Here is a 12,266-nt window from a genome sequence, read left to right as displayed (position 1 = left end):
TTTACTGAATGGTCGTAATTTATAACTGAATAGTCGATAGTCTTTGGCATCTTTTATTGATACCAATCTATAAACTCTTTTCGTTTGTAACGGCTGATATTGATTTCGGCAATACTATCGTTCTCAATGAAAGCTTTTAACTGAATACGCAACTTGCCATTTTCAATCTTTTCAATTAGGTCTACAGTATCTTTGTGAATGATAATTTGTCGATTGGCTCTAAAAAATAATTGATCATTTATCTTTTCTTCGAGCTCATTTAATGTAAAATCGGTGTTCATTGTGGTGCCATCATTTTGAACAGTATACACAATTTTGTTTTCGCTGTAAAAGCACGCAATATTTTCATAGGTAAGCTTCTTCATTTTCGTACCGCTGTCAATAGTAATTTCAGCATCTTTTATAGATAACTTATATAAATTGTAAAGGTCTTGAGCATACAATAAACCTATGAGAATAAAACACAATAACAAGGTAATTAGTAAACCAATTAATAAATAATAGAATATTGTCTGTCCACCTGCTACTTTATCTACTATAATATTTACAGGAATATACATGATGGTAATATATCCCAGCGTAGAAAGCATAAACCTTACGATAGTGACGATTTCTACCTTTTTAGAGAAATATTTTTTCTTGTAAAATTTAAAATTAAGATCCGCTATAATTCCAACGAGAATAGATAAAACAATAGTCGACAGAAAACCTTCTATAGGGAATCTATACGATCCACTATCCAGAAAATTATCACTCGCAGCTAAATGATTTACTACCAAAGAGAAAATTATTAAGACAATTGCTTTCTGAAACCAACGCCAGGTAGCAGTATGCCATACTGTTTTTAGTATATTTTTGGTTGGTTGTGTAGTACTCATCAATTAGAAACCCTTTTTTGTCAGATCCAAAAGTAAAGAATAATTTCTCTATAGAATGCGCTATCATGATTATGCTGTTATCTAATCTTTGATGTTACGAAGTTGCAAACTTCGCAGAGCGGGGTTAATCGAACTCACTATTTCATCTTTTCAATAACTCTTATTACTTCTTTTTGATTCAATAATTTAGACCTATACACATAACCATTTTCTGTTATTCCTATAATCTCGGTTTTAATCAATTCTCCAATAAGGTGTTTATTCTTTTTATCATTCACTGTTATGTACTTCAGTTCATATTGATAATCAGATGTCCAAGTAATCCTATACTTTTCCTTAAAATCTTTACCTCTCTCTCTTTGTTTTTTCTTACCTCTTTTAATACGAGTTTCAAGGTATCTTACATCCGTGTATCTAAATTCTCCTTTTCTGAATTCTTGACATTTAGAGTACTCCCACTCATCAAGTTTCCCTTCTTCGTATTTTTTATTTACAAACTCAAAAGTAGAATCATAACAGTTATTTCTTAATGTACTATCAGAATAATACTGAATGCCCTTAAGATATTGAATTAGTTTTTCAATAACTTCTTTGTTTTGATATGTAGTCTTCTCAGGAAGAACCGTTACCTCACTAATCCAAGCTTCATCATTTACGCAAAAATTTACTGTAACATAATCGATTAGTTTTACATCTTCAACATAGAATACTTTTTGAACTTGTGAATATGTAATTGCTGAAATTAATAGAGCAAAGAAAAATAATGTTTTATTCATTGTTTTTTGATATAATCACCAAGTCTATAAATATATCTCGTGAAATCATAAAATATGTAAGCTTTTTTTAGGACGACACATCTGTAACGCCACTAGTCATAGACTAGTGGGAGCTGGGGTTTTTAAATATATAAAATAAATTAACTGTTGTTGTTTATTTCATGATTGCGTTGTTTAAAATCCTATTCTCGATAGCTCTGCTGAGCGAAGTTGAAGGGTTCAGTGCACTCAATGTTACAAAATTTTCAAATCAAAAAAGCTATTCTCGATACTCTCCAGAGGCGAGCAGGCTATTTTGTTTTCTGTCACCTCGAGCGGAGTCGAGAGGACAGAAAACAAAACACTCGAATTGACGCTTTTTTTAGTGATAGTTACTCTATAGACTCAGAATACTCTAAAAATAATCGACATCCTGCGATGCACCAGGCATAGGTTTCTGTTAACTTTTGCTCTCCTGCTGTTTCTGCATGTTCTCCTTCTGTAGTACAGATGCTAATTATATGTCCGATAGCTCCTACCATTAGTTTATACAACCGATCATCTGATTGTCTAATAAATGGCGATTGATTGGCTATTTCTAAATCGTTTTTTATGGTTGCGATTTCGCTACCAACACCGATCTTTATCACTTGCATCATAGATACAAATCGGATCAATTCTGATAAAAAATCAGTAGGTTTACATAAATATCCAGATCGAGCAGGATCAGGAATTGCATCCGTACTGCTTTCACTTACAATTTGTTGTATCATCACAGAAAACGTGGTTGACATATCGGGAATTACTATATTGCTTTAATTTACTGTGCTAAAAGTATAGATGTCCACTTTTATAAAAAATGGGGGATTCTACCTGTTTTTACAGTACACAATAATAGGGAATTTTCCCTTATTATTTACATGGATTTAAGAAGAGATTTGCTATTTTATTGATTAACAGAGTATTATAATAGTTCAGAATTACTTAGGCCGTACTTACACATATCTGGCCTATTGAGGAAGCTCAGGACAGGCATGTGGTGAGCCCTTCGACTACGCTCACGGCTCGAAGTTTCTAATATCACGAGACTGAGGTTCTCGAAGTCTCTCGTCCCAAACCGCTATAAGTTCTCTGGATTGACAGCCAGATTCTTAAATAGCTTGGCTTTGGTACCAAAATATTTGTTCTGTAATTTATTGTTTTTTAGTTCTGCATCAATCAATTTGCTTTCTCGAGAATTGATCAAAAACAAGGAACTCTCTCCAAAACTAAATTTACGTTCTTCTGCTTTTAATAAGGTGGTATAATCATTTACAATATTGGCGATTAAACTATTCTGAGTTTTAAAGGATTCTAACTCGTTATAAATAGCATTTACCTTATTTTCTATCTGTAGTTGTACGCTTGCTAATTCATATTGACTATCCTGGATTTTATATTTAGCTAGTTTTACAGCTCCGCGCTCTTTCCGCAAAAATAATGGGAACTGAAAGGTGACGCCTCCTTTATAGTCTGCGGTATTAAAGGAACTAGCCACTTCTGGTGAAGGTGTCAGGAAATTGTATTCCAGATTAATTTTAGGTAGTAACTTATTCGCTTTGAGTCTGCGATCTATTTCTAATCCTTCAATTTTATAATTTAATGATCTTAGTTTAGGATGGTTTACCAAGTCTACATCTGTAAATAGCGCCTGCTGTATCTGTAATGTCTGATCAATAACCTCATCTACTTCATTATCCGGAATTACATTAGGCTGTAACTCTACTGGAATGTTATTTCCGATCCATAGATAATTAGAAAGATCTAAAGCAGATTTCATCAATTTAACTTTTGCCTGCTCTAAACTTAACTGACGATTCTGTACTGTGATTTTAGCCTCTACGGTATCAATGATTGCTTTATCTCCGGCTAAAGCGCTCTTTTTTACTCCTTCGAAACGTACTCTCGCATTGGTTAAAAAATTCTGATAGATTTCCTTCTCATTAAATGCTTCTAACCAATCAAAATAGGCTAAGGATGCATCATATAGAATTTCATTAACTAATAGATCGCGATCTGCCTTGGTTTGCTCTCTAAATAATCTTGCTTTTTTAAGCGATGCCATACGATCATTGATCAATAACCCCTGTGCAATAGGTATTGATACTCCGGCACTATATAATCCTTCGTCTGGAACTGTTCTTTCTTCATTGAGAAAAATCCCTTCATTCTGCTCAAAATTAGCTTTTAACTCTATTCCATACCAGGTGGGCACCTTAAAAGTGGCATTCAGCAAATCATAATACTCGTCTCCTTTAAACTTTTTTCGATCATAATCTACTTCAATTTTAGGATCAAAACCTCCTCTGGATTTTAATAGATTTGCCTCTCCAACACTTATATTTAACTCTGCTTGTTTGGCTACCGGGTGATGTTTCTTTACAAAACCCAAATACTCTTTAAAGTTAAGTGTAATGGTATCTTCTTCTTGTGCATACAACACGGTTGTCAAAAAAAGAAAACTGTATAACAAAAATTTGTTCATAGATTATTTTTTCTTTTTGGTTGTTGCCACTTTATCTTCTGGTTGATAATAATTAGGCGGAAAACCGTTTAACTGCCTCCATAATTCGAACCAAATTGGTACATCTTCCAACAAGGCAATTGTATTAGCTCCTGATCCTACACGTACTCCATCGGGCCAGTCGTGGTCATTAGGATCTGGAGATATCAATACTCTATACTTTCCGTTAGCACTAATAAATGTTTCTATTGCAACTACTTTTCCTCCATAAGTTCCATAAGAAGCATTAGGCCAACCACTAAAAATAATAGCCGGCCATCCATCAAATTGTACTCTTACTTCTTCTCCAATATGTACCAAAGGTAAATCTATCGGTTTCACAAAGGTTTCTACCGCCATGTCATACTCTGATGGCATAATTCCTACTAGTTGATCTCCTTCTTTAAAAGTTTCTCCTAAACCGGATTGGATTGCTTTATTGATATATCCGTTTTGTGGTGCCTTGATGTAATACAAATCATTTCGTATCTCATAGTTGGTATACTGATTCTCTAATTTAGTCACTTGGGCTTCTGCATCAAATTGACTGGATTGTGCGGTAAACCGGTCACTCTGGGATTTGGATATTTTTTCTGCATATGCTGCTTGGATACGACCCAATTCTATCTGTGCATTAATCACCTCATTCTTACTGGCCAATAATTTATTTTCTTGCGAAATTAATTTTGCTTGCGTTTCCTGTAATTTTAATCGTTTTGTTTCTACATCCGTTAGTGATTTGAGTCCTTCTTTTTCTAACTGTACAATACGATTGTATTGGCGCTCTGCAATAGCGATATTCGTCTTTGCCGCCTCGAGATCAATACTATCACTTTTTACTTTAAACCCAGATTGCAATAGCTTATTATTCGCTTGTTTTAATTTTAAAGCTCGTTCTTGTATAAGTGCATTTGCCTGATTACCCAGCGCTTTCACCTTTTCTTCATAGGATGTTACAGCCATAGATTTAGCTTTAATCTGCTGTCCTGTTCTTTCTACTAAATTAGGATCAAAATATTCATTTTTAACTTCAGAAATTCGTAGAATCGTATCTCCTTTTTTTACATAATCTCCTTCGCGTACATACCACTGCTCTATTCTACCAGGTATTGGGGATTGAATCGTCTGAGGTCGCTGATCCGGAGTTAATGTAGTTACAAAACCATTACCCGAAATGTTCTGTGTCCAGGGAAAAAACAAAATGATGAAAACGATGATGGTAAATGCCAATAAAAAACGATTAAAATATTTATAATGCTCTTTACCAAATACCTTCTGTGATGCTTTATACCCTAAAATATCCACAGTTTTATTTAGTTTGTTATTTGAAATATTTAGCATATCTTTTTATTTTTCACTTACTATTTTTCCATTATCCACTGTAATCACTCTACCACAGCGTGATGACCATTTATTATTCTCACTAACTACAACTAATGCCCAAGGGGTTTCGGGATCGGCTAGAAAATCCATAATCCTGGTAGCTTCTGCTCCATTAAATTGATCTAATGGGTCTTTAAGAATCAGTAATTTTGGTTTTCTGACAATTCCACGAGCTAATACGATCTTTTTAGAAATTGTATATGGGATTTGCCTTCCTTCTGGATATAACATTGTTAGTAATCCTTTTGGTTGTTCCTTAACAAATTGAAGTAATCCTACTTTCTCTAGTGCCCAATACACCTGCTCACTGGTAATACTTTGATCTCCGAAGGTAATATTCTCTAAAATAGTCCCTTCAAAAGGAGATTCTTCTGTAAGCGATTGTCCTAAATACCCTCTGTAGTAATTGAGGTTGACTCCTTTTAACGAAATATCATTAATATAAATACTGCCGCTATCGGGCTCTATCAAACCTGCAATCAATCGTAAAAGTGTTGTCTTACCAGAACCATTAGATCCTTGTATTAATATAGTACAAGTCTCTGAGATATTAAGAGATATATTGTCTATGATTTTTTTGTCTCGATCCGGAACGGCATAAGAAACTTGATCTAGTTCTATCACAAATCCTTCATCTTCCTTAAAGGGTTTTTCTCCTTCTTGTGGTTCTAGTTCTTTATCGACAACCTGTCCTATTTTTTCTAAAGAAGTTAGTACATCATAAAAAGACTCTAATCCCACGATTAGTTTTTCTACAGAACTGATCACTAATAAGATGATGATTTCTGCCGCTACAAACTGACCGATATTCATTTGCTGATTCAAAACTAGTACTCCACCTATTAGTAAAAGTCCTGCTGTGACCAATACCTTAAAACCAATCATCTGAATAAATTGTATTACCAATATTCTAAAATGACTCTCTCTAGAATCCAGATAATCGGCTACCAGTGCATCATTCTTAGTTAGTGACAGACTAGTTCTACCTGATAGTTTAAAACTTACAATAGATCGTGCAACTTCCTGAATCCAATGAGCTACTTTGTATTTACTTTTTGATTCACTCAAGCTTGTTTCTAATCCTTTGGTTGCGGTGTATTTAAATACGATATAGATTAAAACCAACAACAATAAACCATAAATGATAAAAAATGGATGATAAAAAGATAATAGTAAGAGTCCAAAAATGATTTGAACTAAAGCAGTTGGAAAATCAACTAATATCTTAGACAATCCCTTTTGGATAGTTAATGTGTCAAAAAAACGATTAGCAAGCTCAGGCGGATAATAATTACGCAATTCGCTCATTTTAATTTTTGGAAATCGATAAGTAAACTCAAAAGAAGCTCTGGTAAAAATCTTCTGTTGTACATTTTCAATAATTCTGATTTGCATAAACTGAAGTATCCCAACAAATAGTACACCTGCGGTAACTAAAATCACCAGAATTATCCAAGAAGTACTCACTTGAGCTCCTTGAAGTAAATTGATAATAGCTTGTATCCCCAAGGGAAGTGACAAACTTACTAATCCCGCAAAAATTGCATAATAAAATATTTGGAGGATATCTCTTTTATCAAGCCTTAAGAGTCCTATCAGACGCTGCCAAGCAGTCAATATGTTTTTAGTCATTCTTTTGGTTATTTAAAGAATTAAATACTAGGTTAATAAAGTATGTTGTGGGCGTGATTTTCTCATCACAATCGGTTAATGAAGAAAAATGATCCTTTAGGAAATGCTGATGCAAAGCTCCTTCGGTCACGGTACTGGCCAAACTGGTAGGATACTTATAATCACCATCTACTTCTTTAATCATATCCTTGATTCGGTTTACCAATCTTTTATATATAGAAAAATATCCATCTTTATTTTCACTATCAACTTCTTTAGTTAAATATGATTTAGAATATTCATTAATGACAATCTTGTTCAATAGAATTTCATTAATATGAGAAAACGAAGAATCTTCCTTTGTCGTCCGAGTGATAATTTCAATAGCCTTCGTTAGTTTTTCTTTTGCATCAGAAATACTATTAGTTGTAAAGACCAATTGATATTCTAGCCATCCCCAATACCAAGAAGTAAGATATAGGAGTAGTTTATGTTTATTCTCAAAATATCTGTAAATGGAACTCTCATTTGACCCTATTTTCACTCCTAGCTTTTTAAAAGTAAAACTATCAAAGCCAATCTCATCGATTAGTAGAATACTAAACTCTACAATTTTTTTCCCTAAAGTTGAAGATTCCGGATCCTTAAGATATATATTATTGTTGATATTAACCTTTAAGTCTTGAAGTATGTATTTCATAATTAAAACTATTTAGCTCAAAAATAATAGTATTACTATTAATACTTAACATATTAACTATTATTTAACCAAAATTTATGTTTTACTCTTAATCAAATAATAGTAACTTTATAGGACACATCAATATATAAACACAATACACACTCGCATGAAAAATTTATTTTTTATCGCATTTTTATCGATCGTATCGATGAATGCTCAGGAACCCAAAAATTTATCTTCTAGTACCATAGCAATTGGAGATATTGTTACTATAGGAGCACCTTCTGGTCAAACATACCAGCACATCTTATTTCCTCGTACTAATTTTATTATTAAAAAAGGAGGAACTACTAATTTCCAAAAATTACAGGGGACAAAAGTAGTTGTCACCGATAAAGAAGTGAAAAATGGAAAAACCAATATTACTATTCAAAGAAAAGACGGAAAACAATTTCTGAATAGTATTCCTTTGGTAAAGGTACATGTGGAAGCAGCCGTGGCCGCTAAAGAAATACAATAAATTCTACAAGGATGAGCGGGATATAGTTAATCTACATCAAGCTCATCTTTCTTTTTTATTTCTTCAAGTTTATCTCGGATGTCCTGATCATCCAAATATCTAAGTAATGCTTGTTTAAAGTGGTCATTTTTGCCATATGTTACCTCAGATTCTTCTACGCGATGGCCTTTTTTAAGCATATTTCCTTCTCCTGTAACCAACCAGGTAGGATTAATCTCTGTATACAATTGTATAATCTTTTCTATAAAGTCACCTCCAATATTACTATTTGCGGATTGTAATCTATGTAAATATCCAGCACTTGCCCCTATAGAAAGGCTGAAACTCCTTAGACTAATCCCTAAATGAGCAGCAAAAACAATAACTCTATCTAAAATTTTATCTTTTTTATCCAAAATATTGACTATTATTTGTGTATATGCAATATTTTATATAATATTGTATAACAAAACTATAACATTACATTCACAAAGATACTTATACCAATAACATTAGCCAACTAATTTATGATCACACCTGAAGAACGTTCTGCGATTTTAAAGGTCATCGGAAGTAAGCACGTAAAAAAAATACAAGCTTACTTAAACCAGAACAAGATTTTTAGTACAAACAAAAAACCATATTCCAAAACAAGTATATCCTATATTCTATCAGGAGAAAGAGAAAATGAGGTCGTAGAGAATGCCATTTTTGCCTATGCCCACCAAAAAATGATTGAAAAAGAGAAACAGCAAGAACTAAGAGATCTTATTGTTTCTAAGCAAAAATTATAGCCCAAAACCAAAGTACTTGTCCGAATACCTTGTAATTTTGTATATATATACTAACGTAAACCAAGGTATTTTTGGACAAGGATAATTTAAAAGACATCACCAGCCGCAAGGATATTGAATATTTGATGTGGGCATTCTATAAAAAGGCATTGAAAAATCCCGTCATTGGTTTATTCTTTACCGAAATAGCTCAAATCAATCTGAAGGATCATATTCCACATATTACCGATTTTTGGGAGCAACAACTATTTTATACAGGCAACTACAAAAAAAATGTATTACAGATTCACCAGAATCTGCATCATAAAAAAGTAATGGAAAAAAATCATTTTGATACCTGGTTGGCATTATTTACCACAACAATAGACAATAACTTTAAGGGGACTAAGGCAGAATTAATGAAAACACGAGCATTGTCCATCGCTACAGTAATACAATTAAAAACCAGAGAAAATTAATCTACTCTTACTTCTTCATATAAGTAATTATAAAAGCTTAGCCATCGTAAAATTTATTATGCAAGCATAATAAAATGAATTTTAATAACTACCTTCTCTTATACAAAAAAAGAAAAGGGAAATGAATATCAAAATAACCGGTACAGGGAGCTATATTCCTACAGAAATTATTCAAAACGAAGATTTTGAAAATCATCAATTCCTTAACACTGATGGTAGTCTAATCAGACATCCTTCTCCTGTTGTTATAGATAAATTTCAAAAAATTACAGGTATTGAAGAGCGTAGATATGCCTCTTCAGCATTAAATACTTCGGACATTGCTTTTCTTTCTGCCCAAAAAGCTATTGCTGATTCAGGTATTGACGCAGAAACCATAGATTATATTATTGTGGCTCATAACTTCGGAGATGTTACAAAAAATTCGTCACAAGCCGATACCGTACCTAGTCTTGCTGCCAGAGTGAAGCATCTTTTAAAAATAAAGAATCCATATTGTGTGGCGTATGACGTACTGTTTGGTTGTCCCGGATGGATAGAGGGGATTATACAGGCGGTATCTTTTATAAAAAGTGGTATGGCAAAAAAGTGCCTTATAATTGGCGCAGAAACCTTGTCACGTGTAATTGATAAGCATGATCGAGATTCTATGATTTATTCGGATGGATCAGGAGCTTCTATCATAGAAATCACAGAAAACACTGGAGGAATTATATCCTCTGCAAGTGCATCTCATACTTATGAAGAAGCTAATTTTTTATACTTCGGAAACACCTATGACACCACATCTAACGATACTACAAAATATATTAAAATGTATGGTCGTAAAATATATGAATTCGCTTTAACCAATGTTCCCAAGGCAATGAAAAGATGTCTTGATCAAGCTAATGTAGATATTTCTCAGGTTAAAAAAATTCTTATCCATCAAGCCAATGAAAAAATGGACGAAGCCATCGTAAAACGATTCTATGAACTGTATGAGCAAGAAGTTCCTGATGGTATTATGCCTATGAGTATACAAAAACTAGGAAACAGCAGTGTAGCTACCATTCCAACGCTTTTTGATTTAATTCTAAAAGGAAAAATAGCAAATCAATCTATTCATCGAGGAGACATATTATTATTTGCCAGTGTTGGTGCGGGTATGAATATTAATGCTTTTCTATATCAATATTAAACAAGCTACAAAAAAACTAAACTTCTGAAAACAAAATATTTATCTTTTAAAATTAACATTTATTTAGTATTTAAAAAAGAAGTTCTATATTTGGGCGGATTAAAAAAACCTCAAAATCTAAAATCTATGAATACTAAAAATTACTTAGTCTTAACTATGATCCTTTTTTTAGGAGTAACCGAATCAATACAGGCTCAGAACTTCCTTCCTGGATTCAATGGGTTTTCTAGAAAGAAAACCACTTATGTTCATCTAGAAGATGGAACAACAACCGAAGGAAACCTAAAAGGATTTAACTATAAAAAAGGTCTTATAAAAGCTATTTATATTAAAGATGCAAGTGAGAACAAGGTGAAAATTGAACCAAAAGATATTGTATATATGTATTTACCACCAAGTAACCTTGCCAAACTAGGTAATTTTGGTAAATTTATTACCGATGCCCAACAGTGGAAAAACAAAAATCTAGATCAGAATTTATTTAAAGAAGGATATACTTTTTTCGAAAAATCTGAAGTACAAATTAAGAAAAAGACACAGACCTTAATGGTACAGCTGGTTAATCCTGATTTTAGTAATAAAATAAAAGTTTATCAAGATCCATTTGCAGGAGAAACAGCCAGTATTGGTATTGGCCCTCTAAAAGCTGGTGGTATTGCTAAATCTTATTATGTAAAAAAGGATGGAGAAGCAGTTGCTATTCGTCTTAAGAAAAAAAATTATGAAGAAGAATTTAAAGAATTCTTTGGAGATTGTCCTGCTATGATTGAAAAGTACGGAGATGAAATCAAATGGTCAGAATTTGCTAAGCATATTTATGAATATACAAATGAATGCAATTAATCTTCTTTAAAAAAATAAGTAAAAAGGATACTATATTTATGGTATCCTTTTTTGTTTAGAGTAATTTTGTCTTCAATTAAGAAAAGTTAAAATTAATATGTACGAAGGAACGTTTCCTCACAAACGATATAAAGAAACACTAGAATTCTTAAGAGCGCATGTTTCGGCTCCTGCAACTATACTCGATCTTGGTGTCCCCAATCCTTTTGTGGAGTTTATGGAAAAAGAAGGATACACTGTAAGTAATACTTCTGGAGAAGATCTTGATTTAGAAACCAAAGCTGTAAAAACAAGCGAAGCAGAAATTGTAACGGCTTTCGAAATTTTTGAACATCTGATTGCTCCTTTTAATGTCTTACGTGATATTAAAGCAAACAAAATAGTCGCTTCTATTCCTTTAAAACTATGGTTTTCTCCAGCGTATAGAAGTAAAACAGATCCTTGGGATCGCCATTATCATGAGTTCGAAGATTGGCAGTTTGATTGGTTATTAGAAAAAGCTGGTTGGGAAATAAAAGCTAGAAAAAAGTGGACACACCCAATCAAAAAAATTGGTTTCAGACCTTTGCTAAGGTATTTTACTCCAAGATATTATATCATATACGCAGAAAAAAAATAGTTTAGATCAAAATACTACTGTC

Annotated in this window: 14 protein-coding genes; 6 read left to right on the top strand and 8 right to left on the bottom strand. The window is 32.9% G+C overall.

The annotated features are described in order from the left end of the window. Positions 1 to 53: 53 nt before the first annotated feature. From Q0829_RS11815 to Q0829_RS11785, 7 genes are all read right to left on the bottom strand, one after another. Positions 54 to 878: a LytTR family DNA-binding domain-containing protein gene (locus tag Q0829_RS11815; protein ID WP_298542945.1), complete on the bottom strand. Its 825-nt coding sequence runs from the start codon at positions 876 to 878 to the stop codon at positions 54 to 56. Between the two features lie 137 nt (positions 879 to 1,015). Beyond that, positions 1,016 to 1,654, bottom strand: coding sequence for a hypothetical protein (locus Q0829_RS11810; RefSeq protein WP_298542943.1), 639 nt, complete (start codon positions 1,652 to 1,654; stop codon positions 1,016 to 1,018). A gap of 371 nt (positions 1,655 to 2,025) precedes the next feature. Next, positions 2,026 to 2,427 carry a hypothetical protein gene (locus tag Q0829_RS11805; RefSeq protein WP_298542941.1) on the bottom strand — a complete coding sequence of 134 codons (402 nt, stop codon included), beginning with the start codon at positions 2,425 to 2,427 and terminating at the stop codon, positions 2,026 to 2,028. Positions 2,428 to 2,753: 326 nt separating this feature from the next. Beyond that, positions 2,754 to 4,157, bottom strand: a complete 1,404-nt coding sequence (locus Q0829_RS11800) for a TolC family protein (protein WP_298542939.1) — start codon at positions 4,155 to 4,157, stop codon at positions 2,754 to 2,756. A gap of 3 nt (positions 4,158 to 4,160) precedes the next feature. Further along, the gene (locus tag Q0829_RS11795) at positions 4,161 to 5,516 is read right to left on the bottom strand and encodes a biotin/lipoyl-binding protein (RefSeq protein WP_298542937.1); all 1,356 of its coding nucleotides are present in this window, start codon (positions 5,514 to 5,516) and stop codon (positions 4,161 to 4,163) included. A gap of 6 nt (positions 5,517 to 5,522) precedes the next feature. Continuing rightward, positions 5,523 to 7,190: an ATP-binding cassette domain-containing protein gene (locus Q0829_RS11790; protein ID WP_298542935.1), complete on the bottom strand. Its 1,668-nt coding sequence runs from the start codon at positions 7,188 to 7,190 to the stop codon at positions 5,523 to 5,525. Continuing rightward, positions 7,183 to 7,869: a TetR/AcrR family transcriptional regulator gene (locus Q0829_RS11785; protein WP_298542933.1), complete on the bottom strand. Its 687-nt coding sequence runs from the start codon at positions 7,867 to 7,869 to the stop codon at positions 7,183 to 7,185. Before Q0829_RS11785 ends, Q0829_RS11790 begins: the two co-directional genes overlap by 8 nt. Positions 7,870 to 8,017: 148 nt before the next feature. On the opposite strand from Q0829_RS11785, the gene Q0829_RS11780 reads away from it, so the two are divergent. Continuing rightward, positions 8,018 to 8,371 (top strand): hypothetical protein, encoded by a 354-nt coding sequence (locus tag Q0829_RS11780; RefSeq protein ID WP_298542932.1) that lies wholly within the window; start codon positions 8,018 to 8,020, stop codon positions 8,369 to 8,371. 26 nt (positions 8,372 to 8,397) lie between these two features. Here Q0829_RS11780 and Q0829_RS11775 read toward each other — a convergent pair whose 3' ends face one another. Beyond that, positions 8,398 to 8,766 carry a hypothetical protein gene (locus Q0829_RS11775; protein WP_298542930.1) on the bottom strand — a complete coding sequence of 123 codons (369 nt, stop codon included), beginning with the start codon at positions 8,764 to 8,766 and terminating at the stop codon, positions 8,398 to 8,400. A gap of 111 nt (positions 8,767 to 8,877) precedes the next feature. Between Q0829_RS11775 and Q0829_RS11770 the strand changes: the two genes are divergently transcribed. From Q0829_RS11770 to Q0829_RS11750, 5 genes are all read left to right on the top strand, one after another. Next, positions 8,878 to 9,144, top strand: a complete 267-nt coding sequence (locus Q0829_RS11770) for a hypothetical protein (RefSeq protein WP_298542928.1) — start codon at positions 8,878 to 8,880, stop codon at positions 9,142 to 9,144. Positions 9,145 to 9,215: 71 nt separating this feature from the next. Further along, positions 9,216 to 9,602: a group III truncated hemoglobin gene (locus Q0829_RS11765; RefSeq protein ID WP_298542927.1), complete on the top strand. Its 387-nt coding sequence runs from the start codon at positions 9,216 to 9,218 to the stop codon at positions 9,600 to 9,602. Between the two features lie 121 nt (positions 9,603 to 9,723). After that, positions 9,724 to 10,782, top strand: coding sequence for a 3-oxoacyl-ACP synthase III family protein (locus tag Q0829_RS11760; RefSeq protein ID WP_298542926.1), 1,059 nt, complete (start codon positions 9,724 to 9,726; stop codon positions 10,780 to 10,782). 126 nt (positions 10,783 to 10,908) lie between these two features. Then, positions 10,909 to 11,625 carry a hypothetical protein gene (locus Q0829_RS11755; protein ID WP_298542925.1) on the top strand — a complete coding sequence of 239 codons (717 nt, stop codon included), beginning with the start codon at positions 10,909 to 10,911 and terminating at the stop codon, positions 11,623 to 11,625. 97 nt (positions 11,626 to 11,722) lie between these two features. Beyond that, a complete protein-coding gene (locus tag Q0829_RS11750; protein WP_298542924.1) occupies positions 11,723 to 12,244 on the top strand; it encodes a methyltransferase in 522 nt (173 codons plus the stop codon). Positions 12,245 to 12,266 lie beyond the last annotated feature (22 nt).

Source organism: uncultured Aquimarina sp. (genome assembly GCF_947492405.1).
GTDB lineage: Bacteria > Bacteroidota > Bacteroidia > Flavobacteriales > Flavobacteriaceae > Aquimarina.
Note: the sequence above shows the minus strand (reverse complement) of the source record. Positions and strands in the feature narration are given on the sequence as shown.